This window comes from Actinosynnema sp. NPDC050801 (assembly GCF_040673975.1).
GTDB lineage: Bacteria > Actinomycetota > Actinomycetes > Mycobacteriales > Pseudonocardiaceae > Actinosynnema.
This window is the reverse complement of the sequence record NZ_JBFAQZ010000009.1, coordinates 163,111-181,627: the sequence shown is the minus strand read 5'-3', so window position 1 is coordinate 181,627 and position 18,517 is coordinate 163,111. Positions and strand designations below refer to the sequence as shown.

Sequence of the window (18,517 nt, the reverse complement as noted above, 5' to 3'; positions counted from 1 at the left end):
CGCACCGCGGCCATCCGAACCTGACCGTGCCGAACCCCCGCCGACGGGCGGGGCGTCAACCGGGCGCCGGTGGGGTATGGCAAGGCACATGACGCAACAGGAACCGCTGGACCTCGGCGCGACCGAGCTGTCGCCCGACGAGGAGGAGCGCACCAGGCGCGAGCACGACCTCGACCGGCCGGAGGTCTTCGACCGGCGCAACGACGTCGACCGCCGGGTGCGGACCAGGGCCAACCTGCTGCCGGAGGAGTTGGAGACCGGCAGTGCCGACCCCGAGGCCCAGGCACGCGAGGTGCTGCGCGACTCGGACGTGCGCACCGAAGTCCCGGAGTCCGCGCCGGACACCATGGCGGAACGACGCGAGTCCGACGCCTGACCGCTCCGACAAAGTGCTCACTCGGTGAGCACTTTGTCGGCGCACCATGGGGGCATGGACGAGCGCACCGAAACGCAGGCCCTCGACTTCGCCGACGCCGACGCGTGGGCGTCGTGGCTGGCCGACCACCACGGCACCAGCGACGGTGTCTGGCTCAAGATCGCCAAGAAGGGGTCCGGGCGGTCGTCGGTCACCATCACCGAGGCCCTCGACGTCGCCCTGTGCCACGGGTGGATCGACAGCCACCGCAGGGGCCTCGACCAGCACCACTACCTCCAGCGGTACTCGCCGCGCCGGCCGGGCGGCTCCTGGTCGCGGGTCAACGTCGAGAAGGCCGAGGCGCTCATCGCCGCCGGGCGGATGCGGGAACCCGGCTTCGCCGCGATCGAGGCCGCCCGGGCCGACGGCCGGTGGGACGCGGCCTACGAGCGGCAGCGCGACGCCACCGTGCCGCCCGACCTGGCCGAAGCGCTGGCCGACGACGAACGCGCCCGCGAGCGGTTCGGACTGCTGGACCGGACCCGCCAGTACGCGCTGTTCCTCCGGCTCATGAAGGCGAGGACACCGGCCGCCCGTGCCGTGCAGTTGCGGCGGATCGTCGGTGAGCTGACGCGGTGACGCGGGGTGGGAGCCGGGTGGGGGGACGGGGGAGAGTCGCGTCCGCCCACCCGGCAAGTCGAGGGCTCGCGTGTCGGCGAAGGTAGCGCAATGTTATCGCTAACACCAGCCTTGTTCGCTGATCATGCCGATAACCAGCCGCTATGGAGGGCGACCGTCAAGCCGGCGCAACTCACTGGATCTCAGACCTCAATCGTCTCGTAAGTGGGTATTGAGGCGCGCCGACCTGCGCTGTTAGCGTTAACACCCACATCCCTTACGCCCACGATGGAGTGGAACCGATGAACAGTGCCGTTCCCCGGTGGATATCGCGCAGGTTGGCGGTGGCCGCGGTGGTGGCCGTGACCGCCGTCGCGGGTCTGGCCGTGACGCCCGCCGCACAGGCCTCACCCGCCGTGCAGTACACGAACCCGCTGGCGGCCCAACGGGCGGACCCGCACATCTTCAAGCACACCGACGGCTACTACTACTTCACCGCGACCGCGCCGGAGTACGACCGGATCGTCCTGCGCCGCGCGACCACGATCCAGGGCCTGGCCACCGCACCGGAATCGGTGATCTGGCGCAGGCACTCGTCGGGTGAGATGGGCGCGCACATCTGGGCGCCGGAGATCCACTTCATCAACGGCAAGTGGTACGTCTACTTCGCCGCCGGCCGGACCGACGACGTCTGGCGCATCCGCCCGTACGTGCTGGAGAACGGCAGCGCCAACCCGCTGACCGGCACGTGGACCGAGCGGGGCAAGGTGAACGTCCCCTGGGACACCTTCTCCCTGGACATGTCGACCTTCACGGTCAACGGCGTGCGGTACCTGACCTGGGCGCAGTCCGAGCCGGGCATCGCCACGAACTCGAACCTCTACCTCGCCCGCATGGGCGCCACCCCGTGGAGCATCACGGGTTCGGTGGCCCGGCTGACCGTGCCGACGTTGGCGTGGGAGACGCGGGGCGGGGTGAAGGTCGCCGAAGGTCCGTCGGTGATCCAGCGCGACGGCCGGGTCTTCATGACCTACTCGGCCAGCGCCACGGACGCCAACTACTGCCTGGGCATGCTGACCGCCTCCGCGTCGGCGGACCTGCTCAACCCCTCGTCGTGGACCAAGGGCGCGAACCCGGTGTTCGCCTCCAACGCGGCGACCAGCCAGTACGGCCCGGGGCACAACTCGTTCACCGTGTCCGAGGACGGCCAGAGCGACATCCTCGTCTACCACGACCGCAGCTACCGCGACATCTCGGGCGACCCGCTGCGCGACCCGAACCGGCGCACCCGCGTGCAGAAGGTCTACTGGAACGCCGACGGCACGCCGAACTTCGGCATCCCGGTGGCCGACGGCGTCACGCCCGTGCGGCTCAAGTCCTACAACTACCCGGACCGGTTCGTCCGGCACTGGGAGTACCGGGGCCGGCTCGAAGCGAACGTGAACCCGCTCGCCGACTCCCAGTTCCGCGTCGTCACGGGCCTGAACGGGTCGGGCACGGTGTCGCTGGAGTCGACCAACTTCCCCGGCTACTACCTGCGGCACCGCAACCACGAGATGTGGGTGGAGCGCAACGACGGCAGCGCCACCTTCCGCGCCGACGCGTCGTTCTTCCGCCGCGCCGGGCTGGCGTCGGGCTCCGGCGTCTCGTTCGAGTCGCAGAACTACCCCGGCCAGTACATCCGCCACAATGGCACCAACATCAACCTGACCACCACGCCCGACACCGTCGCACGCGCCGACGCCACGTTCATCCTGGAGTGACCCCTGTGCTGCGCTACCCCTTGCTCCACCCACCGCTGCTGCACGCCCTGGCCACGGCGGGCCACGGGTCGAAGGTCCTGCTCGCCGACGCGAACTACGCGCACCGGACCAACGTGCACCACCGGGCCACGCTGATCCACCTCAACCTGCGCCCCGGCCTCGTCCCGGTCGACGACGTGCTGGAGCCGGTGCTGTCGGCGATCCCGGTGGAGGCGGTGCACACCATGCGGCCGGACGACCTCGGTACGCCGCCGGTCTGGGCGGACTACGAGCGGATCCTCGGCCCGGACCTGCCGTTGCAGCCCTTGGCGCGGCAGGACTTCTACGCGGCGTGCCGGTCGCCGGAACTGGCGGTGTGCGTGGCCACCGGTGACGGGCGGCTCTACGCGAACCTGTTGCTGACGGTCGGGTTCGTCGCCTGACCCGGACTCCGGCCCGCACGTCCGCGTGCGGGCCGGAGCCAGCATGGTCCTTTGTGGATAGCTAACAGGCGGGGTCCATTTCGGACGGCCGGGCTCCGGGGTGGGTGTCAGGAAGCCAAGGGGCTGTGCAGGATCGCCGCGTACCCGTCCGGGCCGACGGCGACGCACCGCCGCTCGTGCGGGCCGGTGCTGATCTCGCCGACCTGGAAACCCAAGGCCTGCGCGCGCACCCGTGCCTCTTCGAGGTCGGGCACCTTCACCAGCATGGCCGGACCGTCGTGCACGCGGTCCGCACCGGACAGCGCGAGCCGACCACCCGCGACGTCGAACTGGGCCCAGCGGTCGCCGTCGACGAACGTCGGCGCCACGCCGAGCAACGCCGACCACCGCTCGACCGCGCCGGCGAGATCGTCTGTCGGGACAACGGGAGCAATGCGTTCGGCAGCCACGTGTTGGAAGCTAATGAGCCCCCGGCAGGCCGTCAATCGGCCCGGCCGCCGGTGCGGCGGATCCAGCAAAAACGAGGAAGCCGCGGTGCGGCCGCCGCGGCTCGGCGGCCGCGTTCGCCGGTCGACGGGGCTCGTGGCCGCCGTCGGTCAGCCGGACTCGTGGACGGTCAACGGGGCTCGTCGATGCCGGGCACCGTCACGTCGTCGTCCGCGGGCGGCTCGGGGTCGCGCCACTCCTCGGCGCGGCCGGGTCGGTTGCCGCGCAGGGTGCCCTCCAACTCGTGCTTGAGCTCGTCGTCCACGATCGGGCCGTGCTTGTCGCTCTCGCGGTGCATGGGACGGGTCCTCCTCCACGCTCCTCGGGGTTGGGACGCTTGCCCGGACGGAGTACCCACGCGCGTTCGGCCGAATCGCGTTGCGCCGAGCACGGCGGGATCGGCCGCCGACTTCACCCGATCGACCGAGCGTGCACCTCGCCGCAGCGGGTATTTCCCAGGACGAGGTGGGGCAAACGGAAAGGTGGCGTCGTGGTCGAGCGGTTGACAGTCCGACGCCGGGAGCCCTGCGAGGGCACGGACTCCGGCCCGGACCCGGTGGTCGAGATGGACGTGTGGTGGGAGCGCATCGGTCGGAGCCTGGGCCGCGAGTGGGACCTCGCCACGGCCGACGATCGGCCCCTGCTGGTCGACGTGGCGGTGACCGAGAAGGCCTACTTCTTCGCCACGCTGCTGGAGGACGTGGGGCCGCGGGACGTGCGGGTCGAGGTGCGCGACCAGGACCTGCGGCCGGACGGGACGCAGATCAGGCGCGACCGCGTCGGGATCACGGTGCGCCCGACCCGGTCCACGCGCACGTACTACTACTGCGCGACCGTGCCCGCGGCGGTCGACGTCGAGCGGATCGACGCGTGGTTGCTCGACGGCATGGTGGTCGTGCGGGTGCCGACCCGGTAGGCGCGCGGGCGGATCCCGCTGCCGGTGGGGGAGACTGCCCGCATGCGGATCAGCGCACGCGGTCTCAACCGGGCCACGCTCCACCGACAGCTCCTCCTGCGCCGGGAGGCGCTCGACGTCGGCGAGGCGGTCCGCCGCGTGGTCGCGCTGCAAGCGCAGCACCCCGCCTCGCCGTACGTCGCCCTGTGGAACCGGCTCACCGACTTCGACCCGGTCGACCTCGACGCGGCGATTGCCGACGGCACCCTGGTCAAGGCGACGTTGATGCGGATCACCTTGCACCTCGTGCACGTCGACGACCACGCCGCCATGCACACCGCGATGCGGCCGACGCTGCGCGGGGCCAGGCTCGGCGACCGCCGGTTCACCGCGAGCGGGTTGTCCGTCGCCGAGGCCGACGCGGTGGTGCCGGACCTGCTGGCGTTCACCGCACAGCCCCGCACGGCCGCAGAGGTCGAGGCGTGGCTCGCGGCGCGACTGGACGTGCCGCCGAAGGGCGTGTGGTGGGCGCTGCGCACGTTCGCGCCGCTGCTGCACGCCCCGGTGGGCGGCGCGTGGTCGTTCGGCCCCCGGCCGTCCTACGTCACCGCCCACACCGAGCCCGCGGGCACCCCCGACGAGTCGTTGCCCGCGGTGGTCCGGCGCTACCTGGAGGGTTTCGGCCCGGCGTCGGTGGCCGACGTGGCGCAGTTCGCCTTGGTGCAGCGCTCCAGGGTGCGGGACGCCGTAGCCGTCCTCTCCGACGCCCTGGACCGACTGGAAGGCCCCGACGGCACGGAGCTGCTCGACCTCCCCGACGCACCGCGCCCGCCCGAGGACACCCCAGCCCCGCCGAGGCTGATGGCCATGTGGGACAGCACCCTGCTCGCCTACGCCGACCGGTCCCGGATCATCCCGGCCGGGTACCGCAAGCTCGTCACCCGCTCCAACGGCGACGTGCTGCCGACCCTGCTCGTGGACGGCCACGTGGCCGGCGTGTGGCGACCGGCCGGGGGAGGGGTCGAGGCGACCGCGTTCCACCCGCTCCCGGACGAGGTGTGGCAAGGGCTCGCCGTCGAGGCCCGCGCGCTGGTGGCGTTCCTCGCCGACCGGGAACCCGGCGCCTACCGCCGCTACGACCGGTGGTGGTCCGACCTGCCCGCCGCCGAGGTCCGCGTGCTGCCGGGTGACTAGGCGAACGGGTTCGCCGACCGACCCGGGACAGGGGGAAGTTCCGGTGGGGCAGGGGTTTGCGGCGGTCTAGCCGGTCCAGGCCGCGAGTCCCGAACGGGACGGGGCGGCGCCGGGGAACGCGGCCGCGAGCGTCCGCACGTACCGACGTGCCTCGGGCGTCGTCAGGTCCGGCGGGACCAGCCACGGCGCGAGGTGGTGTCGCCGGTCGGCGGGCGGCGTGCCACCGAGCACCAGGACGTCCGGCGCGTCGGGCGTGATGGTCCGGCCCAGGCGCGCGGCCTCCTCCCGCACGACCTGCGCGGCCTCGGCCGCGCGGGCCGAACCGTCCGACACGACGGCGAACGGCCCGTCGATCGACGCGACCCGCGCGCGCAGCAACGCGGCGTCGTCACCGGTCAGCCCGGGCCACGGCAGGTCGCCGCGCTTGCCGGTCAGCTTCGCCGCCAACACCGCCGAGGCGTAGTCCGGACCCTCCGGGCCGCGGATGTCGGGGCCGCTCCACGCCACACCACCGGTGTGCACCGGGACCGTGGTGCGCGTGCCCGCCCGTTCCAGCCACAGGTCGCTGCGGCCCTCGGGCAGCCAGACCAACGCCCACCGACCCGTCATCCCCGGCCGCGGCAGCGCGGGCACGAGGGCGTTCGACGCGTTGCCCACCGACAGCGGGGTGTCGGTGGTGTGCACGATGTTCCAGCCCGGCATGTGCGGCACCACGAGCACGTCCACCGGGTTGCCGCCGAGCGGCACGCGGGTCAGCATCGGGTCGCCCGCGGCCGGGGTGGTGAGCTGACCGGCGATCGTGACCGTACCCAGACCCACCAGCAGCGTGACGCCGAGCGCCGCCCCGACGACCCGCACCAGGGCGGTCGGCGGGCACAGCGAGAGCCAGGACACCGCGACGAACGCCGCCATCAACGTGATGTAGGCGGACGACGACGGCGGCCCGGCGAACCACGCGCCGGCGGCTGCCGCGGTCACGACGGCAACCGCCACCACGAGCAGGCCGAGCACGGGTAGCTCGCGGCGCAACGCGGGAGGCGCCGCGAGCAGCCCGATCAACGCCACCGCGGCGAGCCCCGGCATCCACGAGGCTTCCGCGATGAGCAGCACCACGACGCCACCGATGCCCGCGAACCCGGTGACCACCCGCCGCGTCACCAACCCCGACGCGGCGGGGGCGAACGGTCGGACCAGGGCCCAACCCGCGACCACCGTCACCGCGCCGAGGAGGATCAACCGCAGGAGCGTGAAACCGAGCGGCAGGCCGACGGCGCCGTGGTTGTGCACGGGATCAGGCCGACGCGCCGACCGGGAGCGCGCACGAGCACTGCATCTCCGCGCGTTCCTCCCGCGACGGCCGCATGTGCAGCACCATCGCGATCACCATCGGGATGAACACGATCGTGTTGTAGAACAGGTGCAGCTCCACCCGCGGGATGATCAGCTGGATGATGCTCGTCGGCGCGGGCTTGCCGAGCAGGTTCGTGCCCGCGGACGACTGGATGATCAGCAGCAGGTGCTCGATGTGGTGCCAGAACTGCAGGCCCAGCGAGATCGTCCACCACTTCTTCGACCGCCCGACGAACCCCTTGCGCAGCGCGAAGAGGAAGCCGAGCATGATCAGCGCGTAGCCGTAGTGCATGACCTCCGACGTGACCAGCCACGGGAACCACAGGCCGAGCGCGCCCTTGGACTGCGGCACCGGCCAACCCAGGGCGTAGATCTGGACGGCCTGCGTGATGTGCTCCACCCAGTGCGCGATCACGATCAGCATGAACGCGTAGAGCGCCGGCTTGTGCCAGTGGGTGTTGAGCGACCCTCCCCTGGCGTGCGTATGGGCTTGTGCGTCGACCATGTGCTCCTCCTGATGGCTCGCCCCGACCGGTTCATTTCACCTGACCAGCGACGATATGGGATTTCGGGCTCGTGAAGAACGCATAGGTGCGGACACCGCAATCCTGGAGAAGCCCGGTAGTCCGAATGCCGGTACTGTGGTCGCCCCCCACCGGCAGTGCGGCACCCGCGAGCCGATGTTATAAGGCGTTCGGGTCCCCGGTCCTCTTCTGCCGTGCGGTCACCGGTCGACGACGAAGCGGTCGAGGCCGCACGTCATTGGCGGGAATGCGCAACGCGGAAGTAGCGCGAAGGGTTCCGGTGTGCTTTCCGGTATGCGCGCGCGATTGTCGAACGGGTGGTCGGCGCTCGGCGGGCGGGTACCCCGCCGCCCGTCAGGCGGTGGCCGGCGAGAACGGGAAGAGGGTGACGAAACGGTTGGCGACGGCCGTGTCGCCGTCCACGGTGAGGTGTCCTGAGGCGTGGGCGTCGGTGAGGGTCTGACGCCCCTGGATGACGCTGTTCAGCGTCGTCGTGTCGGTGTGGATGACCACGTGCGGTTCGTGGCCGTGGGTGGGGTTGCGGGTGACGTGGAGGGTGTCCTCGTCCGGGCTGATCGTGGTGTGGACGGTCTCCTCGCCCAGCTGGAGCGCGACGTGCGTGGCGCCCTGAGCAGTGAGTTCCCCGGCGCGGTGGGGGTCGTAGAGGGTGTGGAGGGCGAGCATGAGGGAGTCGACGCTGATGGGTGCGTCGTGGGGGAGTTGGGGTGAGCGTGCGCCCCAGCGTCCGAGTGCGGCGATGACGGGTTGGAGTTCGCGTCCTCGGGGGGTGAGTTCGTAGACGCGGGTGGCGGCGGGTGGGGGGAGGGTGCGGCGGTGGAGGATGCCGGCGTCGTGGAGTTCGCGGAGGCGTTGGGTGAGGATGTTGGGGCTGGCGCCGGGGAGTCCGGTGCGGAGGTCGGTGAAGCGTTTGGCGCCGTAGAGCAGTTCGCGGACGATGAGCAGTGCCCAGCGTTCGCCGACCAGGTCGAGGGTGTGCGCGGACGGGCATCCGTCGTCGTAGCTGCGCTTGGTCGCCATGACTTCCACCCTAACCCTCGTTAGTACGAAATCCGACCTTCTCAGTTGCTTTCTAGGACTAGCTGTGAGTAGGGTTACGAGCCAACGACGTCGACGAGGACAGAATTCCGAGGAGTGCCGGTGACCAGGGTCAGTGAGGCCGGGTCGCCGGACAATTCCCCCAGAACTCGGATTCTGTCCCGATTCTGCGTTCCGCTCCGCCGTGGCACCCCCCAGCCCGCCCGAGCGGAACGTGAGGGCGGCGCACAAGTCCTATTGGACTGAGCGACCGCCTCAACCGCGCGGGTGGGCTGGGCCCGGCCCACCCGCGCGGTCCGCCCACGCCGGGGCGGCTGCACCGTCGAATTGTCGAACAAAGAACCGCGCCGCGCCGGAAAGGCGTCGTACCGCTTTATCCGGCTGTCGTCGATCGTCAATCGTCACTATCGAGTCTGCCTCGTCATCGACCGTTTGTCACGGCCGCCGGTCCGGCCGACCTCGCCGAGCTGTCGCGCCCGTCGACCCCCGGCGGGCGCGCCTGTCGCGGCGGCCGCGGTCGGGTGCGCCACCACGAACGTCCACATGGGACACACGCGGGCGCCACCGCCGCCAAGCACATCACCTACCCGGCCCGGACCCGCGGGGTCGGCGACCGGTCGTCCGTCCGGAACGGGTCAACTGTCCGTTCTGCCGGTTCTGGCCCCACCGAAACGATCACGGTGGGGCCAGAACCGGTGGCACGTCAAGACAAACGCGATGCTAGTCGTACGCGTTGGCCTCAAGCAGAACCATCAGTCCGGGCGCCGCCAAGCGCGAGACGCCGACCACGGACGTCGTGAAGCGGCTGTCGGACTTGCCGAAGCGGTCGGTGAGCTGTCCCCAGTTCTTGATCAGCTCGTCGACGTCCGTGCTGTACACGGTCAGCCGCACGACGTTGCCGAGGGTCATGTCGGCACCCGACAGGACGGCCTCGAGGTTGTCGAGAGCTAAGGTCAGCTGAGCCGCCATGTCGCCGGGGTGCACCGGGGTTCCGTCGGCATCCACCGAGTCCTGGCCGCTGCAAATGAGCTGCCTGCGGTAGCCCTCGATGATCTGGGCCTGGTCGAATCCCAACGGACCGGCCCAGGACCAGGGGTTGACTGACGTTCGTTCCATCTAACGCTCCTAAACACCAACAGGTGGTGCGATTGATAACTCAACTGCGCCGGGACCGCGGAACTCCGCGCGCGTACCCGATATCGCACTAGCACCGTAGCACGCTAACGGGAAACGTGTGGGTCAATCACCACCGTCCGGATGAGTCGCGCGGAGCCGAACGTTCGCAATCACTCGATCGGTCGGCCACCGGTGCGGTGGGACGGATGGTCCGCACCGGTGCGTCCCGTTGGAGGTGGACAACCGGTGTCGATCAGATGTAGTTGGTGTTCGGCTCCAGCCCGACCAGCACGCGACCGTAGATCTCGGAGTTGACATCGGGAACCATCAGCGCGTGCAGGCCGTGGGTCTGCATGTCGTTGATGATGCGCTGGATCGGAACCCTGGAGTAGGCCGAGGAGCCGCCGCTGTTGGCGGCGAAGATGTCGGCCGCCTCCTTGGCGAGCCGGAAGGCCGCGCCCACGTCCGCCCGGCAGCGGGCGCGTTCGAGCATCGTCCACTCCTCGCCCGAGGCGGCCTTGGAGTCCACCGTGGTGGCGATCCGCTGGGCGTGGAACTCGGCCTCGTCGATCTTCATGACCGCCTCGGCGACCCGCAGGTGGGTCACGGGGGCCTCGCTCTGGGCCGCGTACTCGGTGTAGGTGAGCTTCCGGCCGGGCAGCCGCTCGAAGAAGAGGTCCCGGACCGCCTTCGCCATGCCCACGGAGATGCCGACGATCGACGCCGCGGACGCGGAGATGAACGGCGGCTGGTAGATCTCCCGGCCGGCGTTGACCTTCGAGACCGACTGGCTGGTGGCCACCATGTAGGCGGGGAGCGTGCGCTCGGTCGGGATGAACAGGTCCTTCGCGGTCACGCCGACGCTCTCGGTGCCGCGGAAGCCGTTGGTGAACCAGTCGTCGCTGACCTCCAGGTCGGAGAGCTTGACCGGGCTCATCACCGGGTAGGGCTCACCGTCGGGGGGCAGCACGATCGCGACGATCTGCTGGTACTGGCCGCTCATCGCGCCGCTGATGCACGGCCACGTGCCGTTGACCAGGATGCCGCCGTCGACCGGGATGGCGGTCGCGCTGCCGGGTCCGATGGTCGTGCACACCTGCACGTCGGGGTTCCCGAAGACCTCGTCCTGGATCTCGTCGGGGAACAGGCCGATGCCCCAGGTGGAGATCCATGAGCACGCCACCACCCACGCGGCCGACCCGTCGGCCTGGGCGATCGCGTCGGCGACCTCGACCATCGTGCGGGCGTCGCTCTCGTACCCGCCGTGACTGCGCGGGACCCGCATCCGGAACACGCCCGCGTCGGTCAGCGCCTTGACCGTCTCCTCGTGCAGCCTGCGGTGCTCCGTCGACCACTCGACGTTGGCCCGAAGTGTCGGCGCGATCTCGGACACCCGCCGTACCAGCTCTTCCCGGGACGGGACTACCACAGTTGACATGTCTCTCCCCTGCCGGATGTCGGACTCACCTGGAAGGCTCCACCAAGCCGCCCGTTCGCGCTTCTCCCCGATTGCTGCCCACACAGAGTGACTATGCTGGGCTTTCGGTTGGGCCGAACGGGTGTTTTGAGCTCGTCATTAGTCGGGGGTCGACCGGAACCGACGTCCGAGCGTCGTCCGACCTGCGGTTATTCCGCGAACCTCCCCAGAGAGCACGATTGAAGTAGTCGCGAGAAGCCTTCGGGTGACACCATCGAGTACCGCACGATTGAAGTAGTGAGTGTTGGTCTTGCGATGCAACGATCGGGCCCTGGCAGTGTCACAGGCGTGTGTTAGCGGCGTGTCTCACTGCGCAAAACCCCCCCGAAGTTAAGTTGGAGGATCGACATGAACCCAGCCGCGTCAGCGGTGGGTCCCAGCCCCCACAAGGGCTGGACGATCGCGCTCGCGTCGCTCGGTTTGTTCATGGCTGCCTTGGACGGGCTGGTCGTGACGACCGCACTGCCGGCCCTGAGGGAAAGCCTGAACGCAAACCTTGGCGACTTGGAATGGATCGTCAACGGCTTCACCCTCGCACTTGCCTGTCTCCTGTTGTTCGGCGCCGCTCTAGGTGACCGCTTCGGTCGCGTGCGCATCTACGCCCTCGGCCTCGCCATCTTCACCGTGTTCTCGGTCGTGGCCGCCCTGTCGCCGGACGTCACGGTGCTGATCGTGGCCCGCATCGGCCAGGGCATCGGTGCGGCGATCCTGATGCCGCTCAGCCTCACGCTGATCAGCGAGGCGTTCCCGCGCGAGAAGCGCGGCGCCGCGATCGGCCTCTGGGCCGCCGTCGGTGGCGCGGCCGTGGCGTTCGGCCCGGTCGTCGGTGGCGCCGTGGTCCAGGGCCTGAGCTGGGAGTGGATCTTCTGGCTGAACGTCCCGATCGGCATCGTCCTGATCCCGCTGTCCCTGATGAAGCTGACCGAGAGCAAGGGCCCGGACGGGAACCTCGACTTCGGTGGCGTGGTGCTGTCCAGCCTCGGCCTGTTCGGCCTCACCTGGGGCCTGATCAAGGGCAGCCACGCCGGCTGGGGCAGCTTCGAGGTCCTCGGCTCCATCATCGGTGGCGTCGTGGTCCTCGTGATCTTCCTCGCGTACGAGGCGCGTCGCCGCAACCCGATGTTCCACGTGAGCCTGTTCCGCGGCCGTGCCTTCTCGGCCGGTGTGCTGGTGAACTTCTTCATGTTCGCCTCGCTGTTCGGCGCGGAGTTCCTGATGGCGCAGTTCCTCATCACGGGCCTGGGGCACAGCCCCCTGATCGCCGGTCTGATGCTGCTGCCGTGGATGGCGACCGCGATGATCGTCTCCCCGATGGCGGGCTCGCTGTCCGAGAAGTACGGCAACCGGCCGTTCATGGTGGTCGGCCTGCTGCTCTCGGGCATCGGCATGCTGTGGATCGGCCTCATCGCGGAGCCGGGCATGGGTTACCCCATGATCGGTCTCGCGCTGCTGGTCAGCGGTATCGGCATCTCGCTGGTGTTCCCGACGGTCGCCGGCTCGGTGCTCAGCGCGGTCCCGCCGCCCCAGATGGGCATCGCGTCGGGCATGAGCACGATGATGCAGCAGGTCGGTGGCGTGTTCGGCGTCGGCCTGATCGCGACGGTGTTCGCCCAGGGCAACGAGTACGCCTCGTCCGAGGTGTTCGTCGGCAACTTCAGCGACGCGATCATGGTCCCGGCCGTGCTGTCCGGTCTCGGTGTCATCGCGGCGCTGGTGTCGCCGGGTCTGGCCGCGGCTCGCGCCGCGATGGCCCGCGTGCACGGTGCTCCGCCGGCGGGCGTCGCCCCCGAGGGTGAGCTGGCTGCCGAGAAGGGCTGATATCCGACCTTTCGCGACCTCCGGGAAGCCGCAGGTCGGGAGTGGACGGTAGAACGGACGAAGGGGCTGGGGGTCGTCACCACGGTGACGACCCCCAGCCCCTTCGTCGTGACCGAGGTGGGTACCCGCTCGCGCGGTGTGCCTGCGGGCGTCGGCACGCGGACGCCACGAGCCAACGCCCGCGCCAAGACTCCATGGCACCAAGGACAGGACTCCATGGCGTCAAGGAGACCAAGCCTCGACGGCGTCAAGGACATCAAGCCTCGACGGCGTCAAGGAGCAAGACTCAATGGGGTCAAGGACACCGAGACCCAACGGTGTCAAAGGACACCAGGACCCCGAGACGCCGACACGGCGGGGACTCCCGCGGCTGCGGCCGCTCTTGGGGAGTCCCCGCCGTGTCGGCGGTGGCCCGAAGGCCTGTCAGGACAGCTTGAGCTCGGGCTTGTAGACGTCCAGCCACATGCCCAGGTCGAGGGTCCGCTCCAGGGAGAGCCGGGTCAACCGGTCCACCGCGGTCGGGTCCTGCCCGGTCGCGCCGTCGAGCCAGCTCCGGTCGATCAGCTCGAACACGTCGTGGCTCTGGTGCGTCAGCAGTTCCTTCGCCTGCAACTGCAGTTCCCGGACGTAGAACGGGTCCTGGGTGGAGGGGTAGGGGCTCTTCGGCCGCCAGGCGACCGACTCCGGCAGCATGTGCGACACCGCACCGCGCAGCAGGCTCTTCTCCCGGCCGTCGTAGGTCTTCAACGCCCAGGGGGTGTTGTAGACGTAGTCGACGAGCCGGTGGTCGGTGAACGGCACCCGGACCTCCAGCCCCACCGCCATGCTCAACCGGTCCTTGCGGTCGAGCAGGAAGCGCATGAACCGGGTGATGTGCAGGTAGAGCATGGTGCGCATGCGGTGGTCGGCGTCGTTGTCCGAGTCGAGCCGGTCGACTTCCGCCGCCGCCCGGTCGTAGGCGTCCTGGCGGTACTCGTCCAACTTCAGCTCCGCCGCCAGCCCCGGGTTCAGGCCGCTGGTGTCGGTCGCCATCGGACCCGCGTTGACCGCGATCCACGGCAACGCCCGGGCGCTCTGGATGCCGGGGTCGTGCATGTGCCGGTAGCCGCCGAAGACCTCGTCCGCCGACTCGCCGGACAGGGCCACCGTCGTCCGTTCCCGGATCGCCTTGAACAGCAGGTACAGCGAGAAGTCCATGTCGCCCAGGCTCATCGGCGCGTCGCGCGCGGTGAGCGCGGCCTTGCGGACCTCGGGGTCGGCCAGTTCCTTGGGGTTGAGCACGATGTCGGTGTGGTCGGTGCCGACGTGCTTCACCACGTCCTGGATGTAGGGCGTGTCCGGCGTGTCGCGCAGCTCGTCCGGCACGAAGTTCTCGGCCTGGCCCATGAAGTCGACCGCGAACGTCCGCACCTGCTCGTCGCCCAGGTGCGCGGCGGCGAACGCGGTGAGCGTGCCGGAGTCGATGCCGCCCGACAGCAGCACGCCGCGCGGCACGTCCGCGACCAGCTGCCGGCGCACGATGTCGTCGAGCAGCTCGCGGACGTGCGCGACGGTGGTCTCCTGGTCGTCGGTGTGCGGCTTGGACTCCAGCTTCCAGTAGGTGCGCACCCGCAGGCCGTCGGCGTCGACCGTGACCACGGTGCCGGGCTCGACCTGGTGCAGGTCCTGCCAGACCGCGTGACCCGGCGTCATCGCGAACGCCATCGTCTCGCGCAGACCGTCCATGTCGACCACGCGCTTGGCGAACCGGTTGGCCAGGATCGCCTTCTGCTCCGAGCCGAACATCACGCCGTCGGGCGTGCGGTAGTAGAAGAGCGGCTTGATGCCGAGGCGGTCCCGGACCATCACCAGCTTGCGGTCGCGCGCGTCCCAGATGGCGAACGCGAACATGCCGTTGAGCCGCTCGGCCACCGCCTCGCCCCAGCGCAGGTAGCCGCGCAGCACCACCTCGGTGTCGCTCGACGTGGTGAACCGCTCGCCCTGCTTGATCAGCTCGTCGCGCAGCTCGACGTAGTTGTAGGCCTCGCCGCTGTAGACCAGCGTCACGTCGCCGTTCGGCGTGCGCACGGTCATCGGCTGCACGCCGCCGGACAGGTCGATGATCGCGAGCCTGCGGTGGCCGAGGGCGGCGTGCCGGTCGACCCACGTGCCGGAGGCGTCCGGGCCCCGACACGCCATCGTCTGCGTCATGGCGTCCAGGGTCTCCCGCTCGTGATTGAGGTCACGGTCGTACGAGACCCAGCCGGTAATTCCGCACATCTGTTGTCCTCCGGTGCGTTCAGAAAAGGTTTCCGTCTTCCGGTTCCGTCACCCGGTCCGGCCGCGCCTCCCGGTCGGCCGGTTCACGTCGAGTCTCGCAGCATCGCGGCCACCCGTTCGCCGATCATGACAACGGTGAGGTTCGTGTTGGCGCAGACCATGCTCGGCATCGTCGACGCGTCCGCGACGTAGAGGTTCTCCACGCCGTGCACCGCGCAGTGCTGGTCGACGACCGCGCCGGGGTCGTCCTCCGGTCCCATCCGCGCGGTGCCCACCGCGTTGTAAGTGGTGTCGACCGCGCGATCGATGTAGCCGCGCAGCAGTTCCTCGTCGTCGATGACCCGTTCGTCGATACCGACGATCCGCTCGCCCTTGTCCGCGATCTTCGGCGAGCGCATCAACTCCCAGCAGCCCCGCAGGCCGTCCGCGAACAGCTTGTAGTCCCGTTCGTCGGAGAGGTAGCCCAGGTCGACGCCGGGCGCGGCGCGCGGGTCGGTGGAGGCGAGCGTGACCCGGCCGCGGGAGAACTGCTTGCGCAGCACGACCATCACCCCGAACACCGTCGCGGCGCCGACGTCGTGCCGCAGTTCGGGGAAGTGGTGGGTCAGGTCGAAGCGGTTGACCATGGCGTAGTACAGGTCGTTGAACCGGTCGCCCGTGGTGCGGAGCACGATCTGCCCGGTCGACTTGCCGGTGTTCTCGTTGCCCGCCTTGGGCGTCATGAACACGCCGATGCGCGGCTGGTCGGTCAGCTCGGCGCCCACACCGGGGAGGTCGGCGACCACGGGGATGCCCAGCGAGCGCAGGTCGTCCGACGGCCCGATCCCCGAGCGCAGCAGGATCGCGGGCGAGCCGATGGTGCCCGCCGCGAGGATCACCCGCTTCGCCTTGATGGTCTCGTACCCGCCACCGGCGACGGACGCCACGACGCCGACCGCGCGCGAGCCCTCGAACACGACCCGGTCGACCGAGGTGTCGGACAGGATCGTGAGGTTCGCGCGCTGCTCCGCGGGCCACAGGTACGACATCGCGGTGGAGACGCGGACCCGGGTGTCGCGCCGGTTCGACGGGATGGGCCCGACACCGGTGGAGCAGGGATCGTTGTGGTCCTCCGCGTACGCGTGGCCCGCCGTGAGGCACTCGTCGAAGAACACCTGCTGCACCGGCGTCAGTTCCTCGGGGCGCCAGCGGCGGATCGGCACCGGGCCACCCACGCCGTGGTGGTCCCGGTCGCCGAAGTCCAGGTCGTCTTCCAGGGCGCGGAAGTGCGGCAGCACGTGCTCCCAGGACCACAGCGGGTTGCCCGCCTTGGCCCACTCGTCGTAGTCCTCCGGGGTGCCCCGGATGGCGACGGTGTTCCCGACCGCCGAGGAGCCGCCCGTCACCTTGCCCTGGGGGAACCTGACCTCGCGGTCACGGCCGACCCGCGCGGACAACCCCCAGCCGTGGTGGACCAGCGACATGGTGTTGGCGTCGAGGATGTCCTCGGGGGTGGTCCCGGTCGCCGGGTAGTGGGGCCCGGCTTCGACCAGGACCACCCGTCGGCCCGGATCCTCGCTCAGGCGGCTCGCCAGCGCGGCGCCCGCGCTGCCTGCCCCCACGACTATGTCGTCTACAACGGAATCCGATCCCCGCATGTGCGTTCCTTCGAGTTCTGGCCCCCGTCGATCAGCAGTGCGCAAAGCCCACTTCGCCGGCTCCCCTCCGACCCCGGCGCCCGAACAACCCGGCGCCCGTCAACGCTTGCGTGCGACGCCGACCCACATGGGCAGCGGCTTGGGGCCGCTGGTGTCGGTGGGGCGCCACTCGTGGGTGCCCACCACACCGGGCTCGACGATGTCCATGCCGGCGAAGAACTCCTCGACCTCGGCCCGGGTCCGGCGCACCACGGCCTCGCCCATCTGCTTGTCCATCGCGTCCAGCGTCGCGTTCATCGCGGTGTCCTCGTCGTCCTTCGCGAAGTGGGACACGGCGATGTAGCTGCCGGAGGGCACGGCGGCCAGCAGTTCGGCGAAGATCCGGTGAGGACCGTCGGAGTCCTCCATGAAGTGGAGCATCCCGTAGAGGACGATCCCGACCGGTTGGCTGAAGTCGAGCGTGGCCGCGGCCCGGCGCAGGACGTCCTGCGGGTCGCGGAAGTCGCCTTCGAGGAAGACGGTCTTGCCCTCCTCTTCGGACGCGAGGAGGTAGTGGGCGTGGGCAACCACCTGCGGGTCGTTGTCGACGTACACGACACGGCAGTCGGGGGAGACCGCGCGGGCCGCCTCGTGCGTGTTGTTCTCGGTCGGCAGGCCGGAGGCGAAGTCGAGGAACTGGCGGATATCGCCCTCCCCGGCCATGTGGCCCACGATGCGCACGAGCGAGTCGCGAGCCTCCTTGATGTCGACGCGCACGCCGTCGACCCCGCCGACCTCGCCCGGCCAGCCCGCGAACGCCTGCTCCGCGACCACGCGGTCGATCTCGAAGTTCGCCGTGCCGCCGAGCAGGTAGTCCAGGATCCGCGGCACGTGCGGCGCCGCGGGGTTCACCCCGGCGGGGGCCTGTTCCGGACTCATGGTCGTGGGACTGCTCTCAGCCATGGTGCACCCTTCCGACGCGGGACCGAAGCTCACGATGTAACGGCAACAGCATGACCAGCCACGTGTGCGGGGTCTTCTTTCCTGTTGCTCATCCGGACGAGCGGTACCCCCGGCCGAGTGGTCGGTGGTACCTGTGCGTAACCGGGGTCGCGATCCCCTGGATTCCCGGCCCCGCCCGAACCGGTGCCCGGCTTGTCCCGCCGGTCGTCCCGCGGGCCCGTGCGCCCGCTGTCGGCACCCCGGCCCGGTGAATTGAGATAGCGGTCATCAATGTCCCGCGCAGAATTTCCCATGACTGCGGAAAACGTCCGCTTCGCGCCGATCGACCGTCCCGCCGCCGGGGCGGAGCGGATCGCCGCGAGAGGGTGGACGCGAGTGTCGCTCCATTCCACTCCGACTGGAACCGGAACTGGCGGTCACACTTCGCGCTGGCGGCGACCCCGTCGAACGGCGGAGCCTTACCCGGAACGGCGCAGGCCAGGGGTCACTCCAGGTGACGGATCCGGCTGCCGGTGCTCCTTTGGAGGGAAAAATGTCCGGGTGCCGAGAAGTGTCACGTTCTGTGTAAAGTTGGGCCGCGGCAGAGCACCGGCACCGGCTCCGAC

17 protein-coding genes are annotated in these 18,517 nt (G+C 69.9%); 7 read left to right on the top strand and 10 right to left on the bottom strand.

What is annotated here, in order from left to right; all coding sequences use genetic code 11:
* The first annotated feature begins 88 nt into the window (after positions 1-88).
* The 4 genes from AB0K14_RS21760 (at position 89) to AB0K14_RS21745 (ending at position 3,158) form a co-directional block, all read left to right on the top strand.
* On the top strand, positions 89-376 hold the full coding sequence (locus tag AB0K14_RS21760) for a hypothetical protein (protein WP_360455243.1): 288 nt from the start codon (positions 89-91) through the stop codon (positions 374-376).
* A 54-nt stretch (positions 377-430) separates the two neighbouring features.
* A complete protein-coding gene (locus AB0K14_RS21755) occupies positions 431-994 on the top strand; it encodes a YdeI/OmpD-associated family protein (protein WP_360455240.1) in 564 nt (187 codons plus the stop codon).
* A 281-nt stretch (positions 995-1,275) separates the two neighbouring features.
* The gene (locus AB0K14_RS21750; RefSeq protein ID WP_360455237.1) at positions 1,276-2,736 is read left to right on the top strand and encodes a family 43 glycosylhydrolase; all 1,461 of its coding nucleotides are present in this window, start codon (positions 1,276-1,278) and stop codon (positions 2,734-2,736) included.
* Between the two features lie 5 nt (positions 2,737-2,741).
* A complete protein-coding gene (locus tag AB0K14_RS21745) occupies positions 2,742-3,158 on the top strand; it encodes an RbsD/FucU domain-containing protein (protein WP_360455234.1) in 417 nt (138 codons plus the stop codon).
* Positions 3,159-3,265: 107 nt separating this feature from the next.
* Here AB0K14_RS21745 and AB0K14_RS21740 read toward each other — a convergent pair whose 3' ends face one another.
* Together AB0K14_RS21740 and AB0K14_RS21735 are read right to left on the bottom strand one after the other, a co-directional pair.
* Entirely contained in the window at positions 3,266-3,607 is a 342-nt protein-coding gene (locus AB0K14_RS21740; RefSeq protein WP_360455231.1) for a hypothetical protein, read from the bottom strand.
* A gap of 167 nt (positions 3,608-3,774) precedes the next feature.
* Positions 3,775-3,942 carry a hypothetical protein gene (locus AB0K14_RS21735; protein WP_360455228.1) on the bottom strand — a complete coding sequence of 56 codons (168 nt, stop codon included), beginning with the start codon at positions 3,940-3,942 and terminating at the stop codon, positions 3,775-3,777.
* A 192-nt stretch (positions 3,943-4,134) separates the two neighbouring features.
* Between AB0K14_RS21735 and AB0K14_RS21730 the strand changes: the two genes are divergently transcribed.
* Together AB0K14_RS21730 and AB0K14_RS21725 are read left to right on the top strand one after the other, a co-directional pair.
* Positions 4,135-4,560: an Hsp20/alpha crystallin family protein gene (locus AB0K14_RS21730; protein WP_360455225.1), complete on the top strand. Its 426-nt coding sequence runs from the start codon at positions 4,135-4,137 to the stop codon at positions 4,558-4,560.
* Between the two features lie 42 nt (positions 4,561-4,602).
* Positions 4,603-5,733: a winged helix DNA-binding domain-containing protein gene (locus AB0K14_RS21725; RefSeq protein WP_360455223.1), complete on the top strand. Its 1,131-nt coding sequence runs from the start codon at positions 4,603-4,605 to the stop codon at positions 5,731-5,733.
* Between the two features lie 66 nt (positions 5,734-5,799).
* On the opposite strand, the gene AB0K14_RS21720 is transcribed toward AB0K14_RS21725, so the two are convergent.
* From AB0K14_RS21720 to AB0K14_RS21700, 5 genes are all read right to left on the bottom strand, one after another.
* A complete protein-coding gene (locus AB0K14_RS21720; RefSeq protein ID WP_360455220.1) occupies positions 5,800-7,020 on the bottom strand; it encodes a DUF6239 family natural product biosynthesis protein in 1,221 nt (406 codons plus the stop codon).
* A gap of 4 nt (positions 7,021-7,024) precedes the next feature.
* Positions 7,025-7,588 carry a hypothetical protein gene (locus AB0K14_RS21715; RefSeq protein ID WP_360455217.1) on the bottom strand — a complete coding sequence of 188 codons (564 nt, stop codon included), beginning with the start codon at positions 7,586-7,588 and terminating at the stop codon, positions 7,025-7,027.
* Positions 7,589-7,961: 373 nt separating this feature from the next.
* Complete coding sequence (locus AB0K14_RS21710) at positions 7,962-8,645, bottom strand: winged helix-turn-helix transcriptional regulator (RefSeq protein ID WP_364338553.1); 684 nt, start codon at positions 8,643-8,645, stop codon at positions 7,962-7,964.
* Positions 8,646-9,383: 738 nt separating this feature from the next.
* Entirely contained in the window at positions 9,384-9,779 is a 396-nt protein-coding gene (locus AB0K14_RS21705) for a RidA family protein (RefSeq protein WP_360466724.1), read from the bottom strand.
* Positions 9,780-10,032: 253 nt separating this feature from the next.
* Positions 10,033-11,217, bottom strand: coding sequence for an acyl-CoA dehydrogenase family protein (locus AB0K14_RS21700; RefSeq protein ID WP_360466720.1), 1,185 nt, complete (start codon positions 11,215-11,217; stop codon positions 10,033-10,035).
* 387 nt (positions 11,218-11,604) lie between these two features.
* Between AB0K14_RS21700 and AB0K14_RS21695 the strand changes: the two genes are divergently transcribed.
* Entirely contained in the window at positions 11,605-13,074 is a 1,470-nt protein-coding gene (locus AB0K14_RS21695) for an MFS transporter (protein ID WP_360466717.1), read from the top strand.
* A 423-nt stretch (positions 13,075-13,497) separates the two neighbouring features.
* Here AB0K14_RS21695 and asnB read toward each other — a convergent pair whose 3' ends face one another.
* The 3 genes from asnB to AB0K14_RS21680 all read right to left on the bottom strand — a co-directional run bounded on the left by asnB (position 13,498) and on the right by AB0K14_RS21680 (position 17,912).
* Complete coding sequence (asnB, locus tag AB0K14_RS21690) at positions 13,498-15,333, bottom strand: asparagine synthase (glutamine-hydrolyzing) (RefSeq protein ID WP_360461552.1); 1,836 nt, start codon at positions 15,331-15,333, stop codon at positions 13,498-13,500.
* A gap of 83 nt (positions 15,334-15,416) precedes the next feature.
* Positions 15,417-16,934 carry a GMC family oxidoreductase N-terminal domain-containing protein gene (locus AB0K14_RS21685; protein WP_360461555.1) on the bottom strand — a complete coding sequence of 506 codons (1,518 nt, stop codon included), beginning with the start codon at positions 16,932-16,934 and terminating at the stop codon, positions 15,417-15,419.
* Between the two features lie 135 nt (positions 16,935-17,069).
* Positions 17,070-17,912: an SAM-dependent methyltransferase gene (locus tag AB0K14_RS21680; RefSeq protein ID WP_360461558.1), complete on the bottom strand. Its 843-nt coding sequence runs from the start codon at positions 17,910-17,912 to the stop codon at positions 17,070-17,072.
* Positions 17,913-18,517: the final 605 nt, after the last annotated feature.

Bases quoted from the DNA above. Each gene is read 5' to 3' on its own strand.
- AB0K14_RS21760 (WP_360455243.1), top strand. From the start codon at position 89: ATGACGCAACAGGAACCGCTGGACCTCGGCGCGACCGAGCTGTCGCCC.
- AB0K14_RS21755 (WP_360455240.1), top strand. From the start codon at position 431: ATGGACGAGCGCACCGAAACGCAGGCCCTCGACTTCGCCGACGCCGAC.
- AB0K14_RS21750 (WP_360455237.1), top strand. From the start codon at position 1,276: ATGAACAGTGCCGTTCCCCGGTGGATATCGCGCAGGTTGGCGGTGGCC.
- AB0K14_RS21735 (WP_360455228.1), bottom strand. From the start codon at position 3,942: ATGCACCGCGAGAGCGACAAGCACGGCCCGATCGTGGACGACGAGCTC.
- AB0K14_RS21725 (WP_360455223.1), top strand. From the start codon at position 4,603: ATGCGGATCAGCGCACGCGGTCTCAACCGGGCCACGCTCCACCGACAG.
- AB0K14_RS21715 (WP_360455217.1), bottom strand. From the start codon at position 7,588: ATGGTCGACGCACAAGCCCATACGCACGCCAGGGGAGGGTCGCTCAAC.
- AB0K14_RS21710 (WP_364338553.1), bottom strand. From the start codon at position 8,645: ATGGCGACCAAGCGCAGCTACGACGACGGATGCCCGTCCGCGCACACC.
- AB0K14_RS21705 (WP_360466724.1), bottom strand. From the start codon at position 9,779: ATGGAACGAACGTCAGTCAACCCCTGGTCCTGGGCCGGTCCGTTGGGA.
- AB0K14_RS21700 (WP_360466720.1), bottom strand. From the start codon at position 11,217: ATGTCAACTGTGGTAGTCCCGTCCCGGGAAGAGCTGGTACGGCGGGTG.
- AB0K14_RS21695 (WP_360466717.1), top strand. From the start codon at position 11,605: ATGAACCCAGCCGCGTCAGCGGTGGGTCCCAGCCCCCACAAGGGCTGG.
- asnB (WP_360461552.1), bottom strand. From the start codon at position 15,333: ATGTGCGGAATTACCGGCTGGGTCTCGTACGACCGTGACCTCAATCAC.
- AB0K14_RS21680 (WP_360461558.1), bottom strand. From the start codon at position 17,912: ATGGCTGAGAGCAGTCCCACGACCATGAGTCCGGAACAGGCCCCCGCC.